Origin of the sequence: Mesorhizobium sp. B2-1-1 (assembly GCF_006442975.2) — a bacterium.
GTDB lineage: Bacteria > Pseudomonadota > Alphaproteobacteria > Rhizobiales > Rhizobiaceae > Mesorhizobium.
The window spans coordinates 3,032,834-3,053,984 of sequence record NZ_CP083954.1; the positions used below are offsets into that span (position 1 = coordinate 3,032,834).

The 21,151-nt window shown below is 63.0% G+C and carries 21 protein-coding genes and 1 pseudogene; 16 read left to right on the forward strand and 6 right to left on the reverse strand.

The features are described from left to right. Window positions 1–54 precede the first annotated feature (54 nt). Window positions 55–819 (reverse strand): precorrin-6A synthase (deacetylating), encoded by a 765-nt coding sequence (cobF, locus tag FJ972_RS14855; protein WP_140495330.1) that lies wholly within the window; start codon window positions 817–819, stop codon window positions 55–57. A gap of 124 nt (window positions 820–943) precedes the next feature. Between cobF and FJ972_RS14860 the strand changes: the two genes are divergently transcribed. From FJ972_RS14860 to FJ972_RS14895, 8 genes are all read left to right on the forward strand, one after another. Continuing rightward, window positions 944–1,954: a DUF4424 domain-containing protein gene (locus FJ972_RS14860; protein WP_140495332.1), complete on the forward strand. Its 1,011-nt coding sequence runs from the start codon at window positions 944–946 to the stop codon at window positions 1,952–1,954. After that, on the forward strand, window positions 1,954–2,472 hold the full coding sequence (locus tag FJ972_RS14865) for a dihydrofolate reductase (RefSeq protein WP_140495334.1): 519 nt from the start codon (window positions 1,954–1,956) through the stop codon (window positions 2,470–2,472). Before FJ972_RS14860 ends, FJ972_RS14865 begins: the two co-directional genes overlap by 1 nt. A 166-nt stretch (window positions 2,473–2,638) precedes the next feature. After that, window positions 2,639–3,760 (forward strand): FtsH protease activity modulator HflK, encoded by a 1,122-nt coding sequence (hflK, locus tag FJ972_RS14870; RefSeq protein ID WP_140495337.1) that lies wholly within the window; start codon window positions 2,639–2,641, stop codon window positions 3,758–3,760. Further along, on the forward strand, window positions 3,760–4,728 hold the full coding sequence (gene hflC / locus FJ972_RS14875) for a protease modulator HflC (RefSeq protein WP_140521174.1): 969 nt from the start codon (window positions 3,760–3,762) through the stop codon (window positions 4,726–4,728). Before hflK ends, hflC begins: the two co-directional genes overlap by 1 nt. Before the next feature lie 6 nt (window positions 4,729–4,734). Continuing rightward, a complete protein-coding gene (locus tag FJ972_RS14880; RefSeq protein WP_140521173.1) occupies window positions 4,735–4,923 on the forward strand; it encodes a DUF2065 domain-containing protein in 189 nt (62 codons plus the stop codon). Window positions 4,924–5,060: 137 nt separating this feature from the next. Further along, window positions 5,061–6,575: a DegQ family serine endoprotease gene (locus FJ972_RS14885; RefSeq protein WP_140495341.1), complete on the forward strand. Its 1,515-nt coding sequence runs from the start codon at window positions 5,061–5,063 to the stop codon at window positions 6,573–6,575. Between the two features lie 85 nt (window positions 6,576–6,660). Further along, the gene (locus FJ972_RS14890; protein WP_246671748.1) at window positions 6,661–7,056 is read left to right on the forward strand and encodes a putative toxin-antitoxin system toxin component, PIN family; all 396 of its coding nucleotides are present in this window, start codon (window positions 6,661–6,663) and stop codon (window positions 7,054–7,056) included. Then, window positions 7,053–7,313 (forward strand): toxin-antitoxin system HicB family antitoxin, encoded by a 261-nt coding sequence (locus tag FJ972_RS14895; RefSeq protein ID WP_140495345.1) that lies wholly within the window; start codon window positions 7,053–7,055, stop codon window positions 7,311–7,313. Before FJ972_RS14890 ends, FJ972_RS14895 begins: the two co-directional genes overlap by 4 nt. Here the strand turns inward: FJ972_RS14895 and FJ972_RS14900 are convergent. Together FJ972_RS14900 and serB are read right to left on the reverse strand one after the other, a co-directional pair. After that, window positions 7,314–7,876, reverse strand: a pseudogene (locus FJ972_RS14900) (GNAT family N-acetyltransferase). Beyond that, complete coding sequence (gene serB, locus FJ972_RS14905) at window positions 7,873–8,760, reverse strand: phosphoserine phosphatase SerB (RefSeq protein WP_140521172.1); 888 nt, start codon at window positions 8,758–8,760, stop codon at window positions 7,873–7,875. Before serB ends, FJ972_RS14900 begins: the two are co-directional and overlap by 4 nt. Here serB and miaA point away from each other — a divergent pair. Both miaA and FJ972_RS14915 read left to right on the forward strand, forming a co-directional pair. Further along, a complete protein-coding gene (gene miaA / locus FJ972_RS14910) occupies window positions 8,750–9,715 on the forward strand; it encodes a tRNA (adenosine(37)-N6)-dimethylallyltransferase MiaA (protein ID WP_140516708.1) in 966 nt (321 codons plus the stop codon). The two genes, serB and miaA, sit on opposite strands and share 11 nt — an antisense overlap. Before the next feature lie 106 nt (window positions 9,716–9,821). Continuing rightward, window positions 9,822–10,613: a GGDEF domain-containing protein gene (locus tag FJ972_RS14915; protein WP_140495351.1), complete on the forward strand. Its 792-nt coding sequence runs from the start codon at window positions 9,822–9,824 to the stop codon at window positions 10,611–10,613. Between the two features lie 221 nt (window positions 10,614–10,834). Here FJ972_RS14915 and FJ972_RS14920 read toward each other — a convergent pair whose 3' ends face one another. Then, complete coding sequence (locus FJ972_RS14920; RefSeq protein ID WP_140495864.1) at window positions 10,835–12,667, reverse strand: ATP-binding protein; 1,833 nt, start codon at window positions 12,665–12,667, stop codon at window positions 10,835–10,837. 154 nt (window positions 12,668–12,821) lie between these two features. Here FJ972_RS14920 and FJ972_RS14925 point away from each other — a divergent pair, with 154 nt between their 5' ends. The 3 genes from FJ972_RS14925 to FJ972_RS14935 are packed head-to-tail and all read left to right on the forward strand — an operon-like array spanning window position 12,822 to window position 14,269. Then, complete coding sequence (locus tag FJ972_RS14925; RefSeq protein ID WP_140495353.1) at window positions 12,822–13,385, forward strand: helix-turn-helix domain-containing protein; 564 nt, start codon at window positions 12,822–12,824, stop codon at window positions 13,383–13,385. A 4-nt stretch (window positions 13,386–13,389) separates the two neighbouring features. After that, window positions 13,390–13,698, forward strand: a complete 309-nt coding sequence (locus FJ972_RS14930; protein WP_140495355.1) for a hypothetical protein — start codon at window positions 13,390–13,392, stop codon at window positions 13,696–13,698. 49 nt (window positions 13,699–13,747) lie between these two features. Next, entirely contained in the window at window positions 13,748–14,269 is a 522-nt protein-coding gene (locus FJ972_RS14935) for a GNAT family N-acetyltransferase (protein WP_140521171.1), read from the forward strand. Window positions 14,270–14,272: 3 nt separating this feature from the next. On the opposite strand, the gene FJ972_RS14940 is transcribed toward FJ972_RS14935, so the two are convergent. Beyond that, window positions 14,273–15,160, reverse strand: a complete 888-nt coding sequence (locus FJ972_RS14940) for a LysR family transcriptional regulator (RefSeq protein WP_140495358.1) — start codon at window positions 15,158–15,160, stop codon at window positions 14,273–14,275. Between the two features lie 118 nt (window positions 15,161–15,278). On the opposite strand from FJ972_RS14940, the gene FJ972_RS14945 reads away from it, so the two are divergent. Together FJ972_RS14945 and FJ972_RS14950 are read left to right on the forward strand one after the other, a co-directional pair. Then, window positions 15,279–16,430, forward strand: coding sequence for a gamma-butyrobetaine dioxygenase (locus FJ972_RS14945; protein WP_140521170.1), 1,152 nt, complete (start codon window positions 15,279–15,281; stop codon window positions 16,428–16,430). Further along, entirely contained in the window at window positions 16,427–17,017 is a 591-nt protein-coding gene (locus FJ972_RS14950) for an HD domain-containing protein (RefSeq protein WP_140495362.1), read from the forward strand. The genes FJ972_RS14945 and FJ972_RS14950 overlap by 4 nt, the downstream gene beginning before the upstream one ends. 73 nt (window positions 17,018–17,090) lie before the next feature. Here FJ972_RS14950 and FJ972_RS14955 read toward each other — a convergent pair whose 3' ends face one another. Continuing rightward, window positions 17,091–18,893: an NAD(P)/FAD-dependent oxidoreductase gene (locus FJ972_RS14955; protein WP_140495364.1), complete on the reverse strand. Its 1,803-nt coding sequence runs from the start codon at window positions 18,891–18,893 to the stop codon at window positions 17,091–17,093. Between the two features lie 475 nt (window positions 18,894–19,368). Between FJ972_RS14955 and FJ972_RS14960 the strand changes: the two genes are divergently transcribed. Further along, window positions 19,369–21,120, forward strand: coding sequence for an acetolactate synthase 3 large subunit (locus tag FJ972_RS14960; RefSeq protein ID WP_246671750.1), 1,752 nt, complete (start codon window positions 19,369–19,371; stop codon window positions 21,118–21,120). Window positions 21,121–21,151: the final 31 nt, after the last annotated feature.

Genomic DNA, 21,151 nt, shown 5'->3' on the forward strand with positions numbered 1-21,151 from the left:
GTGCTTTCTTGTGTTCCGGCTCCCGATGTCTCGTTCACTTACTGCCTTACTGCCCTACTCCCCTACCTTCCTCAGCACGTACGTATCCATGATCCAGCCCTTTTCCCCGCGGGCCTGCTCGCGGATTTTCTCGATTTCGGCGCCGACGTCGCGGAGGCGGCCGGAGACGATGATTTCGTCCGGCGTGCCGAGATAGGCGCCCCATTGGATGAAAAGATCCTGGTCGGCGAGCGTGTTGAAGGCGCATTTGCCGTCAAGCATGACGACGGCGCTGCCGGCATTTTGCGGCATACCTTCTTCCGTCAACCGGCGGCCGGTGGTGATCAGGATGGAATCGCCGATGCGGTTCAGCGCTGTCGCGTGGCTGGCGGCGAGCGCCTGGATGGCGGTGATGCCGGGAATAACCTCCAGTTCGAAGGCGACGTTGCCCCTGAGGCGTACGCGCTCCAGGATGCGCAGCGCGCTGTCGTAGAGCGAGGGGTCGCCCCAGATCAGGAAGGCGCCGCAACCATCCTCGGCGATCTCTTCGCGGATCAGGTCTTCATAGATGGCGGCGATTGCCTCGTGCCAGTCATCGACAGTCGAGCGATAGGAAGGCGCCGGTTCGGCCCGCACGGGCACGTCGAATTCCACGCGGCGTGAATTCGGGTTGGTGACGAAGCGGTCGCAGATGTGACGGCGCAGTTCGGCAAGATCGTTCTTCTTCGCACCCTTGTCGGGGATGAACAGCACGTCGGCCCGATTGAGGCCGTCTATGGCCTGCACGGTCATATGGTCGGGATTGCCGGCGCCGATGCCGATGACGAGAAGCTTGCGCATGAAGCGAACTCCTGCCCGATCGCAACCCTTTAGTCCAGACTGGCGTGGCGCGGATGCGGAAGGGCTTTGAAACGCCACGTTGAAACCGCTAGGGTCATCGCGACATTCTCGCCGAGGGGCTTTCATGTTGCGATATGTTCTGACGGCGGTGCTGGCCTTGTCGGCCGCACCCGCGTTCGCCAATGATTCCGTTGCCGAACTCGGCACCGGCGGCCTGGTGCTGTCGCGCAGCGATGCCGTGGCGATGCAGAGCGAGGACCTCTTCATCTCGCCGGAAAAGGTGACCGTGGATTACGTCTTCCACAACAACACCGATAAGGACGTCGACGCGATCGTCGCCTTCCCAATGCCCGACATCTCCGGCGATCCCGAGGAGATGCCGGCGATCCCCGAAAACCAGAGCGACAATTTCCTTGGCTTCGAGGTGACGATCGACGGCGTGGCGGCAAAGCCTGAGCTCGAGCAGAAGGCGTTCGCGCTCGGCATCGACATCGGTGCCGACCTGAAGGCGCAGAACGTGCCTTTCAACCCATTCGGCGAAGCGGCAAAGGCGGCGCTCGGGAAGCTGCCGCAAACGGTGGCGGACGACTGGGTCACCCGCGGCATCATCATCGAGGACACTGTCGATGACAGCCCTGGCGCGAAACCCAATTATGCACCGTTCTGGCAATTGCGCTCGACCTATTGGTGGCGCTCGACCTTTCCGGCCAACAAGGACGTCCACGTTTCCCACCGCTACAAACCGAGCGTCGGCGGCACCTCGTCGGTCAGCTTCTTCTACGACGGCAAGTTCCAGGGACAGTACGCCGCCTACAAGTCCCGCTACTGCATGGACGACACGTTCGAGAACGCAGTGCGCAAGGCTGCCAAGAACGATCCCGACGGCTATCCAAAATATTACGAGAGCCGCATCGCCTACATCCTGACCACCGGCGGCAACTGGGCGGCCGGCAGCATCGGCAAGTTCAAGCTGACCGTCGACAAGGGCAATCCCAAAGCCCTGGTCTCGTTCTGCGGCGACAATGTCAGGAAGGTCGGGCCGACGAGTTTCGAGATGACGGCTGAGGACTTCTATCCAGAGCGCGACATCGACATCCTTATCCTCGATCCATCCGACAATGGGAACGGCAACTGATGCACGTGGCAATCTATGTCGCCATCGCCGAGAACGGCGTCATCGGGCGGGACGGGGGGCTGCCCTGGCGGCTTTCCACCGATCTCAAGCGCTTCAAGGCAGACACGATGGGCAAGCCTATCATCATGGGCCGCAGGACCTATGAAGGCATCGGCCGGCCGCTGCCGGGCAGGCTGAACATCGTTGTCACCCGTGACAAGACCTGGCGCGCCGACGGCGTCGAGGTGGCGCATACGCTTGAGAACGCGATCCAGCTGGCTGATGTGCGGGGGCGCTGCATGAGCGGGGTGGACGAGGTCTGCGTGATCGGCGGCGGCGAAATCTATGCGCAGGCGCTACCGCTAGCCGACCGGCTGCATGTCACCCATGTGCTGGCCGCTGTCGACGGCGACGCGCATTTCCCGCCGATCGATCCGAAACGCTGGCGCGAAGTCAGTTCGCAGGAGATCCCGGTCGGCGAAAAGGACAGCCACGCGACGCGCTATACGGTTTACGAGCGACGCCGCGAGAGCCATTGAAAGAAAAAAGGCGTTTAAAGACGACAAAGGGTCGCGACCGGCCCAAAACCGATGATGCCGGCAGAGCATCGCGTTGAAAGCATGCCGTGGCGTCCCTATAGAAGAACAAGACTGGATTTGCGCCGAAATTCCGGCGCTTGAGGGAATTCCAAGCGAAAGGACATTCATGCCCTGGAACGACAAAGGTGGCGGTGGCGGCGGCCCATGGGGCGGCGGCGGCAACAATCAGGGACCCTGGGGGCAGGGACCGAAGGGGCCAAGCGGACCGCAAGGCTCGCCTCCCGACCTCGAGGACATCATCCGCCGTGGCCAGGACAGGCTGCGGCGTGCGTTGCCCGGCGGTGGCGGCGCCAGTCCGGCCATATTCGGGCTGATCGGCGCGGCGCTGGTCGTGCTATGGGCGTTCCAGGCAGTCTACACCGTGCAGCCCGATGAGGTCGCGGTCGAGCTGCGCTTCGGCAAGCCGAAGGCCGAGCTGTCGCAGCCCGGCCTGCATTTCCACTGGTGGCCGCTCGAAACCGTCGAAACGGCCAAGATTTCCGAGCAGCTCGTCGACATTGGCGGTGGCGCCTCCAGCGGCAACACGTCGGGGCTGATGCTTTCGGGCGACCAGAACATCGTCAACGTGCAGTTCTCGGTCGCCTATCAGGTCTCCGATCCCCGCGCCTATCTGTTCGACGTCTCCGACCCGGATGGCATGCTGCGGCAGGTCGCCGAGAGCGCGATGCGCGAGGCCGTCGGCCGCAGGCCGGCGCAGGACATCTTCCGTGACGATCGCCAGGGCATAGCGGCTTCGGTGCGCGAGATCATCCAGACCACGCTCGACGGCTACAAGGCCGGGCTTCAGGTCAACGCCATCTCGATCGAGGACGCGGCGCCGCCCCGTGAGGTCGCCGACGCCTTCGACGAGGTGCAGCGCGCCGAGCAGGACGAGGATAAGTTCGTCGAGCAGGCCAACCAGTACTCCAACCAGAAGCTCGGCCAGGCACGCGGCGAGGCCGCACAGGTCCGCGAAGACGCGGCCGCCTACAAGAACCGGGTGGTGCAGGAGGCCGAAGGTGAGGCCCAGCGCTTCATCTCCGTCTATGACGAATATGCCAAGGCGCCCGACGTGACGCGCAAGCGGCTTTACCTGGAAACGATGGAGAAGGTGCTGAAGGACTCCGGCAAGGTGATTGTCGAGCAAGGCAACGGGCAGGGGGTCGTCCCCTATCTGCCACTGCCGGCATTGCAGCAGAAAGCGCCGGCTCCGGCCCCGCTTGGCGCGACGACGGGAGGTAACCAGTGATGGCCAACCGTCTCCCCGTCATCGTCGTCATCGCGGCGGTCATCCTGTTCCTGCTCTATTCGTCAGTCTTCGTGGTCAATGCGCGCCAGCAGGCGCTGGTGCTGAGGTTCGGCGAGATCGTCGACGTCAAGACCGAGCCCGGCATCTACTTCAAGGCGCCGTTCTCGTTCTTCGACGCCGACACGGTGCAGTTGATCGAGAATCGGGTGCTGCGCTTCGACCTCGACAACATCCGCGTCCAGGTCTCGGGCGGCAAGTTCTATGAGGTCGATGCCTTCATCGCCTACCGCATCTCGGATCCGCGTGTCTTCCGTGCCGCCGTATCCGGCCAGATCGAGCTCGCCGAAGCGCGGCTGAGGACGCGTCTCGACGCTGCCTTGCGCCGCGTCTACGGTCTGCGCGACTTCGAGGCCGCCCTTTCGGAGGAGCGCGCTGTGATGATGCGCGAAGTGCGCGATCAGCTACGGCCCGACGCCACCTCGCTCGGCCTGCAGATCGAGGATGTCCGCATCCGCCGCACCGACCTCACCGCCGAAGTCTCGCAGCAGACCTTCGATCGCATGAAGGCGGAACGTCTGGCTGAGGCCGAAAGGCTGAGGGCGCGCGGCAATGAGGCGGCGCAGCGCATCAAGGCCCGCGCCGACCGTGAGGTGGTCGAGATCATCGCGGAAGCGCAGAAGGAGTCCGAAATCCTGCGCGGCGAGGGCGAGGCGCAGCGCAGCGCCACCTTTGCCGAGGCTTATCAGCGCGATCCGGCGTTCTTCGATTTCTACCGGTCGATGAACGCCTATGGCACGGCGCTGGACAACACCGGCACGACAATGGTGCTGTCGCCGAATTCGGAGTTCTTCCGTTTCTTCCGCGACCCTGACGGAAAGGAGGCGCCGGCAAGGCCGGCGGCTCCGCAACCGGCACCTCCTGCCGCACCGGCGACCGCACCCGCAACTTCGCCCGGCACCGGCCAGTAGCGGCCGGTGCAGGATTTCTTCGCCGCAATAGGCCTGGTCCTCGTCATTGAGGGCTTGGTCTATGGCGGCTTTCCCGGTTTCGCCAGGAAACTGGCGGCTGAGGTGCTGTCGTTGCCGGAGAACGCATTGCGGATCGCCGGGCTGGTGGCGATTGCCGCCGGCGTCGGTATCGTCTGGCTGATCCGCGGCGGCTAGGGGGTGTGCAAAAACGCGGGATTTACACTCTGCCAATAGCCATAGCCGCAAACGTGCCCTATTTCTTGCCATCATGGCGCGACACGGCGTTTCCGTCGAAGCGCTTTTCTCTTTCAGAAGTGCCGGGAGGCTTCTCGATGACATCCAACACCCTTTTGCGCGCGGCTCGACGCACGTTCGTCGCTGGCGCGGCAGCGCTTCTTCTGGGCACCGTGGCCGTTCCGGCCTTCGTGACGCCGACAATGGCCGCCGACGGGCCTGCTTCGGTGGCCGACCTGGCGCAAGGCCTGCTCGGCGCGGTGGTCAACATCTCGACGTCGCAGACGGTGAAGGGCACGGAAGGTCCGGGCGCGGTGCCGATGCCGCAGCTTCCCGAAGGCTCGCCGTTCCAGGATTTCTTCGACGATTTCTTCAAGAACCGCGGCGGCGACAAGGACAATGGCTCGCAGAAAGTGCAGTCGCTCGGCTCCGGTTTCGTCATCGACGCCGAGCAGGGCATCGTCGTCACCAACAACCATGTCATCGCCGATGCCGACGATATCGAGGTCAATTTCTCCGATGGAGTCACGCTGAAGGCGACGCTGGTCGGCACCGACACCAAGACCGATGTCGCGGTGCTCAAGGTTGATCCGAAGGGCCACAAGCTGACGGCGGTGAAGTTCGGCGATTCCACCAAGATGCGCGTCGGCGACTGGGTGATGGCGATCGGCAATCCGTTCGGCCTCGGCGGCACGGTCACGGTCGGCATCGTCTCGGCGCGTAACCGCGACATCAATTCAGGCCCCTATGACGATTTCATCCAGACCGATGCCGCGATCAACCGCGGCAATTCGGGCGGGCCGCTGTTCAACAGCGCCGGCGAGGTCATCGGCATCAACACGGCGATCATTTCGCCGTCCGGCGGCTCGATCGGCATCGGCTTCTCCATCCCCTCGCAGCTCGCATCGGGCGTTGTCGAGCAACTGCGCCAATATGGCGAAACGCGGCGCGGCTGGCTTGGCGTGCGCATCCAGCCGGTGACCGACGACATTGCCGAGAGCCTCGGCATGGCGACCGCCAAGGGTGCGCTGGTCGCCGGCGTCATCAAGGGTGGACCGGTCGACAACGGCACCATCCAGGCCGGCGACGTGATCATCAAGTTCGACGGTAAGGACATCCACGAAATGCGCGACCTGCCGCGTGTGGTCGCGGAGAGCCCGGTCGGCAAGGCGGTCGACGTGCTGATCGTGCGCAAGGGTGTCGAGCAAACGGTGAAGGTAACACTTGGCCGGCTCGAGGACAGCGAGAAGCTCGCCAGCGGCGAAAACGGCAACACCGACCAGGACAAAGGCGACAAGGCGCCGGCGGTTTCGACGGCCTCGGTGCTCGGCATGACCGTCGGCGAATTGAACGACGATACGCGCAAGAAGTTCAGCATCGCCGCCGATGTTTCGGGCGTCGTCATCACCGATGTCGCCAAGGATTCGGCCGCGGCTGAACGCGGCATCCAGCCGGGCGAGGTGATCACCGAAATTGCACAGGAATCGGTTGCCACGCCCAAGGATGTGATGGACCGGATCGGCGCGCTGAAGGAGCAGGGACGCAAGAACGCACTGTTGATGCTGGCGTCCAAGACCGGTGAGCTGAGGTTTGTGACGATCCGGATGGACTGAGGATCGCTAACGATGGTCATATTGTAACATCCCATGGGATGTACTATTTTGACTTGTGAGGCGGATCGTACTGGACACAAACGTTTTGACGGCAGGCTTGCGAAGCAGGAATGGCGCGTCTTTCGCCATCCTGCAGCTGATTGCGGATCGGCAAATTCGCCCATTAGTGACGACAGCGCTGTTTCTTGAATATGAAACCGTGCTGGCCAGACCCGAGCAGGTGGCGGCTCACGGGTTGTCCGCGCCGGATCTGGGCCGTTTGCTGGCCGGCTTTGCATTGCTGGCTGAGCCGGTCGAGCTGCACTTTCTCTGGCGGCCGCAATTGAACGATCCGAAGGATGAGATGGTGCTTGAAGCAGCGATCAACGGCCGGGCCGATGCGTTGGTGACTCACAATCGCCGGGACTTCCTAGCTGCGGCAGGCCGTTTTGATGTACTGCTTGTGAGCCCGGCCGAGTTCTTGGAAGGACTTCGTACATGAGCAAAGCGACTTATCCGCTGAAACTGCCACAGTCGGTTAAGGAAGCAGCCGCGCGCCTCGCGAAGGCCGATGGCGTGTCGCTCAATCAATGGATTGCGTCGGCTGTGGCGCAAAAGGTCGGGGCAATGGAAGCGGCAGCTGACTTCCTGCGTCGTCGTGCCGGCGACGCGTCACCGGGCGATTTCGCGAAAATGCTGGGGCGGGTCGCAGACAGATCGCCACAGTCCGGCGACGAATTTCCACCTGACAGGCATTGATCAGCGACGATTCTTCCGCCAATCCGCGCTCGTCAGCCTGTAGAACACATGCCTCTTCAGCTCCGGGTGGCTGTCGGGAATGCCGGGGTGGTCGAAGTTGGCCGAGGGATCGGCGGTCATGCCGAGGCGCTTCATGACGGCAGTGGAGCGGCGGTTGTTCTCGACCGCGAAGGAGACGATCTCGCCAAGGCCGAGTTTTTCGAAGCCGTAGGCCAGCCATGCCTCGGCAGCTTCCGTGACATAACCCTTGCCCCAGAATTCGGGCGCCAGCCGCCAGCCGACCTCAACGGTGCCGGCGGGAAGGAACGGCAGATGGTCGGTCCCGGTGATACCGACAAAGCCGATGCATTGACTGATGCGGCGACCTCGGCGGCGGCAAAGCCATAGCCGTCCCGATCGATGATGGCCCGCAGTTCGTCCATCTTGGCGTCTGCTGCGGCGCGGCCGCGACGGAAGGGGAAGAACTCCATCACGCGTTCATCGGAATTGATGCGATGGAACAGCTCCCGGTCGCGATCCTCCCAGTTGCGCAGGATCAGGCGCTCGGTGCGCATTGGTTTCATTGGACGAACTCTTCCTGCCCGTAGCCTTGCAGATAGAGCAATGCGGTCAGGTCGCCATGGTCGATGCGAACCTTTGCCTGTGCAGCCACCATCGGTTTGGCATGCAGCGCAACACCGGTGCCGGCAAGGCGGATCATGTCGAGATCGTTGGCCCCGTCGCCGACAGCAATGGCATCGGCCGGGGTGAGGCCGAGACGCGCCGTGATCTCGATCAGCGCCTCGGCCTTGGCGGCGCGGCCGAGGATCGGCTCGCCGACCAACCCGGCAAAGAGGCCATCCTGTTCGAGCAGGCGGTTGGCGCGGTTTTCATGGAAGCCGAGCATGGCGGCGATGCGTGAGGTGAAGACCTCGAAGCCGCCCGAGACTAGGGCGGTCCAGGCGCCGTTGGCCCGCATCGTCTGCACCAGCGCGCGACCGCCGGAGGCCAATGTCAACCGGTTGGCAACGATCAGATCGACCACGGCCGCATCGAGCCCCTTGAGCAACGCCACGCGCTCGCGCAGGGCGGGCTCGAAGGCGACCTCGCCATTCATCGATCGTGCGGTGATCGCCGCGACGTGCTCCTTGACGCCGATCTCGTCGGCCAGCTCGTCGATGCATTCCTGGTCGATCATGGTCGAATCCATGTCGGCGATGAGGATCTTCTTGCGGCGCGTTGCCGACTGCTGGACGATCACGTCGATCGGCTCGGCGGCCAGCGCTGCGCGCAGATTGGCGGCCGCCTCGTCGGCTTGTGCATTCGCTGGCAGTGCGAGATCGCAGGCAATGTCTTCGGCCATCCAGCGAACAGTGCTTGCGCCCACCGACCGTGAGGCCATATTCGCAAGCGATGGCGACAAGGCACGATCGGCGGGATGAGAAACAAGCGTGGCGATAAGCGGCATCGATAATTCCGGTGCGGATGCGGGCGAAGGCCGCGTGAAGAACGCGATCCTGATAGCCGGGCCGACCGCCAGCGGCAAGTCGGCGCTGGCGCTCGACCTGGCCGAACGTATAGGCGGCGTGATCGTCAACACCGATTCCATGCAAGCCTATTCGGTTCTCGACGTGTTGACCGCCCGGCCGGAGGCGGCCGACCTCGCTCGGGCACCGCATTATCTCTATGGGCATGTCCATCCCGGCACCGCCTACTCGACCGGGGCGTGGCTGCGCGACGTGACGAGGCTGATCGAAGACGGTGCGCTCTCGCGGCGACCGATCTTCGTCGGCGGCACCGGCCTTTACTTTCGCGCCTTGGCCGAGGGCATTTCGGAAATGCCCGACATTCCGCGGCAGGTACGCGACCGTTGGCGCTACGAGTTGAAGGAGCAAGGCGCCGTCAAACTGCATGGCATCCTGCTGCGCGAGGATTCCAGGGCAGCCATGCAGTTGAAGCCCACGGACAGCCAGCGCATCGTGCGGGCGCTCGAAGTGCTCGACGCATCCGGCCGCTCGATCCTGGACTGGCAGGCCGCGCGGGGCCGGCCGCTCATCGACAGACAGACGGCCCGCTTCTTTGTCATCGAGCCGGACCGGGCCGCGCTGGTCGGACGCATCGAAAGGCGTTTCGACCAGATGCTGGCCAAGGGCGCACTGGACGAAGTCAGGCAACTCGCATCGCTTCGTCTCGATCCGCAATTGCCGGCGATGAAGGCGATCGGCGTTCGCGAACTGCAAGCGGCGATGGCCGGACAATCGGGTTTTCCCGAGGCGATTGAGCGCGCCAAGATCGCAACCAGGCAATATGCCAAGCGGCAGACGACCTGGTTTCGGCACCAGCTAGGACCGGAATGGCAAAGATTGCATCCTGGTGACGATATCGAAACCACGATCCAAACGCTTGTTGCTAATGCAACCTAGAAAGCCTTTCCTTCACGGAAAGGTTCTCGTTGTGGTTGTCCAAATTAACCCTCCGTAAGGCCCGCCATGCCATAAGGTCGATGGGCATTTTTCCATCGGGGAGCAGATGCGTTTCCACAAGGCGGAATCGGCGTTTTTCGTCTTTATCTTCGTGATCCTGGCCGCCGGCCTGGTGACGCTGCATGCCTATGGACTGCTGCAATCCTTTGCCACCGAACTGCACACGGCCTCCGGCCTGGACAAGGTCATCTACCTCAACAAGCTGCTTTTCGCGACGGGCGTGCTGCTCGCGACCGCGCTGTTCTTCGGCATCTTCTTCATCTACCCGCTGATCCGCAGGCAGGCGACGGAGGAAGGCAAGCTGCGGGCCATGACCGTGTCACTGAGCGCCCGCTCCGAGACGTTCGAACATGCGGCGCTGACAGATAGCCTGACCGGCATGCAGAACCGGCGCTATTTCGACGACGCGCTGAAGGAATATCTCGAGGAGTTCAAGCGCATCGAGAAACCCGTCGGGCTGATGATCCTCGACCTTGATCATTTCAAGCAGGTCAACGATACACATGGCCACGACGTTGGCGACGAGGTACTCAAGGCCGTCGCCAGCTGTCTCAAGGACATGACGCGCTACCATGACGTGGTGGCGCGATTGGGTGGCGAGGAATTCGCCGTGGTCACGCCCAACATGGAGGCGGAATTGTTGTCGAAATTCGCCGAGCGTATCCGCAAGGCGATCGCCAACATGTCGGTTCTTTCGGGCAATGTCCGGCTCAAGATCACCACCAGCGTCGGCCTTGCCGTCTGGGACCGCAAGGAGACGGCGGAAGAATTCTATCGCCGCGCCGACCGCCAGCTCTACGAGGCCAAGAGGCAAGGCCGCAACCGCGTCTGCGCCTGAAATCCCGAAGAAGAATTCACGAGGCCGGTTGCCTGACGCGGCTTTTTCGACTTCCGGTGCTCACGGACTGAATGTCCGCTCCGCTCCGGCTTCTCGAAACCACGCCATTCAATCCGGCCTGATGAATTCCCTTTCGGGATTTGACCAAGCTGGTTCGATGATGTGAAGCCCTTGGAAGCTTGTGTGCGGCTTCCCGGCCGGTCGTCAGAGAGCTTGCAGGCTCAATCGTTCTGGGGGCGCATGCCGAAGGTGGCGGGCTTTAGGCCGTAGCGCATGTCGAAATCATCGTCCGATTGCACGCGTGCGGCCGGCGGCTTGCGGTAGTCGGGATCGCCGGCCTGGCGGCCAGAATCGACCACTTCGGCAAAGGCCATCGCCTGCTGCTGCGGCTTTGGAACGTTGCGAAGCCGTTCCACGATCGTCACCAGATCGACATCGTCGCCGGTTTTCGACGACATGGCTTGTTCGCGCTTGGCCGTGCCGGGGATCAGTTCAGCCGGCAGTCTCTCGAACTTCAGCCGCATCGTCGTGGCCACGCCTTCGCCGAAGGCGATCGCTTCGCGCTGGCCCATGGACGACAGGAAAGCAAGCGTGGAGGCGGACGAGTCGGCGATGGCCGAGCGGATGATCGCCTGGTCGTGCTCATTGGCGAGCCGCATGGCGAAGAAGGTCGAGCACTGCGACAGGATGGTCGGGTCGAGTTCGCCCGGGCGCTGTGTGACGACGCCGAGATAGCAGCCATACTTGCGGCCTTCCTTGGCAATGCGCGACAGCGCGTGCCTTGTCGGCGCGAAGCCGAGGCGCGCATCGGCCGGCATGTAGCGATGCGCTTCTTCGCACAGCAATAGGAGCTGCAGCTTGCCCTCGCTCCACAGTGCAAGGTCGAACGCCAGGCGCGCCAGCACCGAACAGACGGAATTGACCACTTCGGACGGCATGCCGGCCATTTCGAAACAGGTCACAGGGCGGCCGTTATGCGGCACGCGGAAGATGTTGCCGATCGTCTCGTGGATGGTGTCCTCGATCAGGCGCGAGTTGAACATGAAACGGTAGCGCGGATCGGCTGCCGCCGATTCGATGCGCGTCTTCAGCGATTTGAGCGTCGGGCGCTCGTTCTTGCTTTCGAGCATGCCCATGCGCTCGTCAATCTGCTTGAGCAGATCGGCAATGCGGTAGGGCACTGGCGTATCGGCGGTCAGCGCATCGCTGCCGCGCCTGAGATAGGCACCGGAATTGGGGTTGCGATAGAGGTTTTTGGCGAGCGGAATGAGGTCGCGCAGCGCATCGATCTCGTCGGGCACGGTCTCGCGGCCGCGAAATAGAACCTCGGCGAATTCCTCGAGCCGGAACATCCAGAACGGAAGGTCGAGCGTCTTGGAATCGACCTTGACGCAATATTCGGGCAGCGACGCGGCGAATTCATTGTGCGGATCGAGGATCAGGATGCGCAGATCCGGCCGCGCCGCGATCGATTTGCGCAGCAGCAGCGAGACGGCGGTGGACTTGCCGACGCCGGTGGTGCCGACAATGGCAAAGTGGCGCGCCAGCGTGTCGTCGATGGCGATGTTGGCGGCGATCGCCTCGTCCTGCGACAGCGAGCCGATGGTGATCGAATGACGCCCGGCCAGATCGTAGACGGCCTGCAGGTCACGGCTGCGGATGCGGTGCGCGATGGCGCCTATATGGGGATAGGTGGTGATGCCGCGGTCGAAGATCGGCTTGGAGCCGGGTTCGGCGCCGTCGCGCACTTCGCCGATCAGCTCGATGCTGACCTCGATGGCGTTCTGGCCTTCGCTGTTCCAGGCGCGATCCGACTTGCCGATCGCATAGACCAGGCCGACGGTGCGTGTCGTGCCGAGATTGACCGAGATCATCTTGCCGACCGTCCACAGGCCGGTCACCGCGCCGTCGACGTCGTCCGCAAAGGCGCTGATGGTGGCGCGGGCGCCGTCGCATTGCACGACATTGCCCAGGATGCGCCTGTCGTTCTGTTCGGCGTTGCGGCGCTCCTGCGATGTCGGTTCTCCGACCGAGGCTTCGCGTTCGACATACATGGACAGGCCAATCCCCATTTTCCCTCACGTCGAAGCCTACAGGAACGGGGTTAAGGTCGAGTGTGGCCGGATGGTGTAGGGAGGATTAAGAAGCCGGCGAAAATTGTCGCGACAAGGCTCTTTTCCAGTTATCAGTTTTCGCTATAATAGACGAATGGATGATATAGCGAACGACATCTCCTCGACAATCGGCAGGCGGATACACGCCGAGAGGACGATACGGGACTGGTCCCTGGCCGAACTCGCCGAGCGCTCCGGCGTCTCCAAAGCCATGCTGAGCACGATCGAGCGTGGCATGACCAGCCCGACGGCAGCGCTCCTGGTGCGGATCGCCGCCGCCTTCGGCATGACGCTGTCGACCCTTATCGCACGCGCGGAATTGCAGGGTGGCGGCTTGCTGCGGGCGAGCGACCAGCCCGTCTGGCGCGATCCCGATACCGGCTATGTCAGGCGGCATCTTTCGCCGGCCGGCGACATGCCGCTCGAACTGATCAGGGTTCATCTGCCGGCGGGCGCCAAGGTCAGTTTGCCCGCGGCGTCCTACGCCTTCATCAAACAGCAGATATGGCTGATCTCCGGACGGCTGGAATTCATCGAGGGCGATCTGGTGCACAGGCTCGAGCCCGGCGACTGTCTGGCGCTCGGCGCGCCGTCGGACTGCACCTTCCATGCGCTCGAGGCGGGCGCCGACTATCTCGTCGCGCTGGTCAGGGCCTGACATCATGCCGAGACGTCCAAAGCGCTCCCACAATGGGGGACCGCCGCTCGACGACTACAAGGGGCCGCCATGGGGCAAGGGCGATCCTTATATTTTCCTGGCCTGGCAGGCCGCGCATGCCAAGGCGTTGAAAGCACCGAGCCGCGACGTCATGCTGATGCGCGTGGACAAGGCGGAACGGCTGGGACTTACCTATGAGGAATACACGCTCGAACTCCTCGAACGCGGACGCCACCTTCAGGAAGAGGACACCGAACGCATCGCCGCGATCAAGGCGGCGCGCAAGGGAAAGCGATTCAGCGCTTTCGATTGACGCCAGTTCGACCGTATCGATCCTTCCATCTCAGCCAAGCAGAACGAGCATGCATTCCATCGAGATCAGAATGTTGACGCAGGACGCGCGGACACAGGCGTTGCTTGGCGATCTTCTGGTCGAAACGGTTGCCGCGGGCGGGTCGGTGAGCTTCATGCATCCGCTGGCGCCGGAAACCGCCCGCAGGTTCTGGGACACGTCGCTGACGGCGGCCGCAAGAGGTGAGCGGGTGGTGCTTGGCGCGTGGGAGGCAGACACGCTGGTCGGCACGGTCACGCTGCTGCTCGACTGTCCGCCCAACCAGCCGCACCCGGCCGAGATCGCCAAGCTGATGACGCGCCTCGATCGTCGAGGCAAAGGCGTGGCGACCCGCCTGATGCAAGCGGCCGAGGCCCTTGCGGTGGAGAGGGGCCGCACGCTTCTGGTTCTGGATACGGCGACCGAAGAGGGGGCGTCCGGGCTCTATGAGAGGCTGGGCTTCACGCTGACCGGGGAAATACCGGACTATGCATTGAAGCCCCATGGCGGGCTGACCGGCACGCTCATCTACTGGAAGCGCATCGGCCGGTGAACGTCATGTCGGAGATGGCTCGCCGAGGCGCGACAGCAGCCATTGGCGGAAATCCTGCTCGGCACCGGTCAGTCGCGCGATCGGTGCCTTGGTCAGAAAATGCCCCGATGTGCTCGGGAGCTCGAAATCGGAAAGCCTGGCCAGGGCCTTGCTTTCGAGTGCCGCGTCAATCAGCGGCCGCGAGCCCAGAAGCACGCCCGCGCCGGCTCGCGCAGCCTCCATCGCAGCCACGAAGCTGTCGAAGCGATGCGAGCGCCTGGGGTGACCGGCCAATCCCGCCGCGGCGAACCATTCCGCCCACATCTCGCGCGCACCAGCGACCAGGAGCAGCGGCAGGGATATCCAGTCGGCGGCACCGGCCAAGGCCGGGGCGGCCACCGGCACAAGCCGCTCGGCGGTCAGCCTGTCGGCTATGCGTCCGGGAAAGGATCCGTTGCCGAAACGGATGTCCAGCGCTGAACCCGGCAGGTCATAGTCGGTCGGGCGATGGATCGTCACCAGGTGGAGGTGGATGCGCGGCAGCGCCTTGGCAAGGTCGGGCAGCTTCGGAACGAGCACCAGCAAAGAGAAGGAGATCGGCGCCCGCAAGGTAACGGTCTCGACGGCGCGGGGCTCGAACAGTTCCGCCGTGCTGCTGCCGATGGTGGCGAAGGCTGATTGGATGTGGGGCAAGTAGGCGGCACCCTCCGGCAACAGTGCGACGCCCCGCGCCAGCCGTGAGAACAGACGCGTCTTCAGCCGCTCCTCAAGCAACCGGATATGCTGACTGACGGCCGCCTGGGTCAGGCCGAGCTCGGCGGCCGCCGCCGTAAAATTCGAAAGCCGCGCCGCTGCCTCGAAGCTGCGCAGCCAGTCGAGTGGGGGCAAGGTGGGGATGGTTCTCGCAGGCATTATGGTTTTGCAGCCATTGACCGAAAAATGATAATTTCAATTATACCTTTCGCTCGGTCAACATGCAATCGAGGCCCCGCTGAGCGGACTGCGGGGCGCAACGGACAGGAACATCTCCATGTTGACCGATGCGCTGATAGGCGACGCAGGAAGAATGATCGAGCTGGGCTGGAAGGACGGGACACGCTGCCGATTCCACGCCATGTGGCTTCGCGACAACGCACTCGACGACAAGACACGCAGCGCCGGCAACGGCCAGCGACTGATCACCATCCTCGATGTTCCAGCCGAGACGCGGATCGGTGCCGCTTCGATCAAGGGCAATGCCGTGGAGATCAGATTCGTGCCCGAGAAGAAGACGGTCAGCTTTCCCGAGGCGTGGCTTCGAGCCAATGCCTATGATCGCGCCGAGGCCCCTCAGTCCGGATGGACCGCCGACGCGGTGCAGCGCTGGACAAGGGCCACGATGCAGAATTCGGTGCCGCGCGCCGGTTATCCGAAGGCAAGCCGCAGCCGCAGTGTGCTGCGGGAATGGCTCTTGGCGGTGAGGGCCTACGGTTTTGCAGTGATGGACGGACTGCCGGCCGAATCCGGCGCTCTGTGCAAGGTCTCCGACCTGTTCGGCTACATTAGGGAGACCAATTACGGGCGCTGGTTCGAAGTGCGCGCCGAGGTCAATCCGAACAATCTGGCCTACACCAATCTCGGCCTCCAGGCGCACACCGACAATCCTTATCGCGACCCGGTGCCGACGCTGCAGATCCTGTCCTGTATCGAGAACACGGTGGAGGGTGGTGAGTCCAGCGTGGTCGACGGGTTCGCCGTGGCGGCCGCCTTGCAGGCCGAGAATCCCGAAGGCTTCCGACTCCTGAGTTCGCATCCTGCCCGTTTCGAATATGCCGGATCGTCCGGCGTGCGGCTGCAGGCGAAGCGGCCTATGATCGAACTCGGGCCGGACGGCGAACTGATCTGCATCCGCTTCAACAACCGCTCGCTGGCGCCGACCATCGACGTGCCTTTCGCCGAGATGGATGCCTACTACGCCGCCTATCGCCGCTTTGCGGAGTTGATCGAGGATCCGGCTTTCGAAGTAACGTTCAAGCTTGAGCCGGGGCAGGCCTTCATCGTCGACAACACCCGCGTCATGCATGCGCGCAAGGCGTTTTCGGGAACCGGCAAACGCTGGCTGCAGGGCTGTTATGCCGACAAGGACGGCCTGCTGTCGACGTTGGCGGCGATCGAGCACGGTTTCAAGGAGGCGGCGGAATGAACGCACATGATCTGAACGCCGGCAACATCGTCGAATTCATCGCCGATATCTTCGAGCGCCGGGGAGCCGAATCCTATCTCGGCGAGCCGGTGACGATGTCCGAGCATATGCTGCAGGGCGCCTGGCTCGCAGAGCAGGATGGTGCGCCGGAAGAACTGGTGGCAGCAGCCCTGCTGCACGATATCGGCCACTACACCAGCGAGTTCGGTACCTATTCGCCCGATGACGTCGAGGACAAGCACCATGACGAGGCCGGCGGCGAGGTGCTGGCGCCGTTCTTCCCGCCGGTCATCGTCGAATGCGTCAGGCTGCATGTCTCGGCCAAGCGCTATCTCTGCGCCACCGACCCGACCTATTTCGACAAGCTGTCGCCGGCTTCGGTTCATACGCTGTCGTTGCAGGGCGGGCCGATGAGCCCGGACGAGGTGGCCGGGTTCCGCAAGAACCCGTTTCACGAAGAGGCGGTGCGCGTCCGCATCTGGGACGAGGGCGGCAAGGTCGCCGACATGAGGACGCGCACGTTTCGCGACTATGTGCCGTTGCTAGAACGCGTGGTGGCGCGGTTCGCGGCCGACCAGGCGGCGTAGCCGATCGCACCGATCAGGAAAGGGAGGCGCGGTCCAAAACCGCGCCTCCCTCGGTTTTTCACCACGATCTGGCTTATCCCTTGTGGTGAACCTGCTGCAGCCCATAGACGGGCGTCGCAATGCCTTCCTGCCTGGCCTTCAACTGCAGCGACAGGAACTGCGAATAATGGCGCGACTGGTGCAGGTTACCGCCATGGAACCAGAGCGCCTCCTGCTGCGTCGGCTTCCACATGTTGCGCTGCTCACCTTCCCATGGGCCGGGATCCTTGGTGGTGTTCGAGCCGAGCCCCCAGCATTTGCCGACCTTGTCGGCAACCTCCTTTGAGATCAGCTCCGCCGCCCAGCCATTCATCGAGCCGTAGCCGGTGGCGTAGACGATGACGTCCGCCGGCAGTTCGGTGCCATCGCTGAGCAGGACGGAATGTTCTTTGATCTCGGCCACATCGACGCCGCTCTTGAGCTTGATGGCGCCATCGATGATCAGCTGCGAAGCGCCGATATCGATGTAGTAGCCGGAGCCACGCCTGAGATATTTCATGAACAGGCCGGAGCCGTCGTCGCCCCAGTCGAGCATGAACCCCGCCTTTTCCAGGCCCTTGTAGAACGCCGCGTCGCGCTCCTTCATCTTCTCATAAAGCGGAATCTGGAACTCGTGCAGGATCTTGTAGGGCAGGGAGGCGAAGATGAGGTCGGCCTTGGCGGTGGTCATACCGTTCTGCACCGCCTGCTCCGAGTAGAGCGCGCCAAGCCCGATATCCATCAGCGTGTCGGATCTGACGATGTGGGTGGTCGATCGCTGCACCATGGTGACGTCGACGCCGGCTTCCCACAGTGCTGCGCAAATGTCGTGCGCGGAATTGTTCGAGCCGATGACGACAACCTTCTTGCCGGCATATTGGTCGGGGCCGGGGTGCTTGGAGGAGTGGTGCTGATCGCCCTTGAAATTCTCCATGCCCTTGAACTTCGGCAGATTGGGACGGCCGGACATGCCGGTGGCCAACACCAGCTGCTTCGGCTTCAGCGTGATGTCCTTGCCGTCGCGGTGGACGACAACTGTCCATTCCTTCTTCTCCTCGTCGTAGGAAGCGCTCTTGGCCTCGGTTGAGGACCAGTAATTCAGCTCCATCACCTTGGTGTACATTTCCAGCCAGTCGCCGATCTTGTCCTTGGGCGAGAAAACCGGCCAGTTCCGGGGAAAATCGATGTAGGGCAAATGGTCATACCAGACCGGGTCGTGCAGGCAGAGCGACTTGTAGCGCTTGCGCCAACTGTCGCCGGCACGTTCATTCTTCTCGATGATGATCGTCGGCACGCCGAGCTGGCGGAGCCGCGCGCCAAGCGCGATGCCGCCCTGGCCGCCGCCGATGATGACCGTATAGGGCTGCGTCTTGAAGCCAAGCTCGGCCGCTTCCTTTTCGCGCTCTTCCTTCCAGGTCGGGCGGTTCTTGCCGGAGCCGTGCTTGGCGCCCATCGGCCGGGCGAAGCCGGCCGGCTCTTCATGCCCTTTCAGCTCGACCATCGTGGTCAGCAGCGTCCAGATCTTGCCGTCCTTCAACCTGATATGGCCGAAGCCGCGCGCCACATCCGTCTCGAAGCTGATCCAGCCGTCGATCACCCCGTTCGCCTCGGTCGCGTCCTCGCCCCTGGCGATGGCGAAATGTGATGGCTTCGTCTTCGACAGCTGGCTTTCCAGCATGTCACGCACCTGATCGCGGCCTTCCATGGTCTTAATATTCCAGGTGAAGGTGACGAGGTCGCGCCAATAACAATCTTCCTGGAAGCATTCGACCGCCTTGTCGACGTCGCCGGCGGCAAGGGCCGCGCCAAATCGTTCGAGAAGGTCGGAAAGCTTCCTGTTCGGGGCCTTGTCGAGCATCAGTTTCCTCCGCGTTTTTGTTGATCGGCCTCGTTGCGAGCTGCCTTTGCCGAGCTTGGGGTCCGGCCTCGGGCAGTATCGCGGCAAACCATGGGCCGCGTCACGTCGCCAAATAGTTCGGCTTGTTTTCAAGGGTTTGACCAGCGACCCGACGTCGAGCCGGGTCTAAATGACGGCGTGCGCGTGCTTCGTGCCATGCACCGGGCAAGCCGGCATGAAAGCGGAATCGACCCCATTGACGAACGGCTGCTTTCACCCTTATGGTTCGCCACCATGAAAAAGGCACTCATTCTCGTAGGAAGGCGCGTGGGCAAGGCGGTGTAACCGCCGGGCGAAAACCTCCCATGCGCAACACACAGGCTCCCTCGGGGGCCTTTTTTATTGCCTTAAACACGACTAAACGACCAGCAAATCGCCAGATGGCGGACAGTACGGGACCAAACCGATGAGCAACGGACAGAGCGAGCGGCGCGAAATGACTGGCGCCGAAATGGTGGTGCAGGCGCTGAAGGACAATGGCGTCAAGCATGTCTTCGGTTATCCGGGCGGCGCGGTTCTCCCGATCTATGACGAGATATTCCAGCAGGACGACGTCGAGCACATCCTGGTGAGGCACGAGCAGGGCGCCGGCCACGCGGCCGAGGGCTATGCGCGCTCGACCGGCAGGGCAGGCGTCATGCTGGTGACATCGGGTCCGGGCGCGACCAACGCGGTGACGCCTTTGCAGGACGCGCTGATGGATTCGATCCCGCTGGTGTGCCTGACCGGGCAGGTGCCGACCTCGCTGATCGGTTCGGACGCTTTCCAGGAGTGCGACACGGTCGGCATCACGCGCCCCTGCACCAAGCACAATTGGCTGGTGAAGGACGTCAACGAACTTGCCGCAACCATCCATGAGGCCTTCCATGTCGCCACCACCGGCCGTCCCGGTCCTGTCGTGGTCGACATCCCGAAGGACGTGCAGTTCGCCAAGGGTTTTTACGTTTCTCCGCAAACCGCGCCACGCACCAGCTATCAGCCGAAGGTGCAGGGTGATCTGGAGAAGATCAAGGCGGCGGTCGAGCTTTTGGCCGGTGCCAGGAAACCGATCATCTACAGCGGCGGCGGCGTCATCAACTCCGGTCCGGAAGCGAGCCATCTGCTGCGCGAACTGGTCGACCTCACCGGTTTCCCGATCACCTCGACGCTGATGGGGCTCGGCGCCTATCCGGCATCTGGCAAGAACTGGCTCGGCATGCTCGGTATGCACGGCACCTACGAAGCCAACATGGCCATGCATGACTGCGACGTGATGGTCTGCATCGGTGCGCGCTTCGACGACCGCATCACCGGCCGGCTCAACGCGTTCTCGCCGAACTCGAAGAAGATCCATATCGACATCGATCCGTCCTCGATCAACAAGAACGTCCACACCGACGTGCCCATTATCGGCGATGTCGGCCGGGTTCTGGAGGATCTCGTGCGGCTGTGGCGGGCAACCGCCAAGGCCGACAAGAAGGCGCTCTATCCCTGGTGGGAGCAGATCGCCAAATGGCGCGCGCGCGATTCGCTCGCGTACAAGATGAACAACGACGTGATCATGCCGCAATATGCCATCCAGCGGCTCTATGCCCTGACCAAGGACATGGACACCTACATCACGACGGAGGTCGGCCAGCACCAGATGTGGGCGGCCCAGCACTACCATTTCGAGAAGCCGAACCGCTGGATGACGTCCGGGGGGCTCGGCACGATGGGTTACGGCTTGCCGGCGGCACTGGGCGTGCAGATCGCGCATCCGAACGCGCTGGTCGTCGATATCGCCGGCGACGCTTCGGTGCAGATGACGATGCAAGAGATGAGTGCCGCGGTGCAGTTCGACGCGCCGATCAAAATCTTCATTCTCAACAACCAGTATATGGGCATGGTGCGGCAATGGCAGCAGCTGCTGCACGGCAACCGGCTGTCGCATTCCTACACCGAAGCCATGCCTGATTTCGTCAAGCTGGCCGAAGCCTATGGCGGCCACGGTATTCGCTGCGACAAGCCGGACGAGCTGGACGATGCCATCAAGGAGATGATCTCGGTCAGAAAGCCGGTGCTGTTCGACTGCCGCGTGGCGACGCTCGCCAACTGCTTCCCGATGATCCCGTCGGGCAAGGCGCACAATGAGATGCTCTTGCCGGACGAGGCGACGGACGAAGCGGTGGCCAACGCCATCGACGCCAAGGGCAGGGAACTGGTTTAGCAGCGGACAGAGGCAGGGCTGTCGCGAGAAG

Coding starts and splice junctions, on each gene's coding strand:
- FJ972_RS14955 (WP_140495364.1), bottom strand. CDS start 18,893: ATGCTCGACAAGGCCCCGAACAGGAAGCTTTCCGACCTTCTCGAACGA.
- FJ972_RS14925 (WP_140495353.1), top strand. CDS start 12,822: ATGGATGATATAGCGAACGACATCTCCTCGACAATCGGCAGGCGGATA.
- FJ972_RS14945 (WP_140521170.1), top strand. CDS start 15,279: ATGTTGACCGATGCGCTGATAGGCGACGCAGGAAGAATGATCGAGCTG.
- FJ972_RS14860 (WP_140495332.1), top strand. CDS start 944: ATGTTGCGATATGTTCTGACGGCGGTGCTGGCCTTGTCGGCCGCACCC.
- FJ972_RS14950 (WP_140495362.1), top strand. CDS start 16,427: ATGAACGCACATGATCTGAACGCCGGCAACATCGTCGAATTCATCGCC.
- FJ972_RS14935 (WP_140521171.1), top strand. CDS start 13,748: ATGCATTCCATCGAGATCAGAATGTTGACGCAGGACGCGCGGACACAG.
- hflC (WP_140521174.1), top strand. CDS start 3,760: ATGGCCAACCGTCTCCCCGTCATCGTCGTCATCGCGGCGGTCATCCTG.
- FJ972_RS14940 (WP_140495358.1), bottom strand. CDS start 15,160: ATGCCTGCGAGAACCATCCCCACCTTGCCCCCACTCGACTGGCTGCGC.
- FJ972_RS14895 (WP_140495345.1), top strand. CDS start 7,053: ATGAGCAAAGCGACTTATCCGCTGAAACTGCCACAGTCGGTTAAGGAA.
- FJ972_RS14865 (WP_140495334.1), top strand. CDS start 1,954: ATGCACGTGGCAATCTATGTCGCCATCGCCGAGAACGGCGTCATCGGG.
- FJ972_RS14915 (WP_140495351.1), top strand. CDS start 9,822: ATGCGTTTCCACAAGGCGGAATCGGCGTTTTTCGTCTTTATCTTCGTG.
- serB (WP_140521172.1), bottom strand. CDS start 8,760: ATGCCGCTTATCGCCACGCTTGTTTCTCATCCCGCCGATCGTGCCTTG.
- cobF (WP_140495330.1), bottom strand. CDS start 819: ATGCGCAAGCTTCTCGTCATCGGCATCGGCGCCGGCAATCCCGACCAT.
- FJ972_RS14885 (WP_140495341.1), top strand. CDS start 5,061: ATGACATCCAACACCCTTTTGCGCGCGGCTCGACGCACGTTCGTCGCT.
- FJ972_RS14960 (WP_246671750.1), top strand. CDS start 19,369: ATGACTGGCGCCGAAATGGTGGTGCAGGCGCTGAAGGACAATGGCGTC.
- FJ972_RS14920 (WP_140495864.1), bottom strand. CDS start 12,667: ATGTATGTCGAACGCGAAGCCTCGGTCGGAGAACCGACATCGCAGGAG.
- FJ972_RS14930 (WP_140495355.1), top strand. CDS start 13,390: ATGCCGAGACGTCCAAAGCGCTCCCACAATGGGGGACCGCCGCTCGAC.
- hflK (WP_140495337.1), top strand. CDS start 2,639: ATGCCCTGGAACGACAAAGGTGGCGGTGGCGGCGGCCCATGGGGCGGC.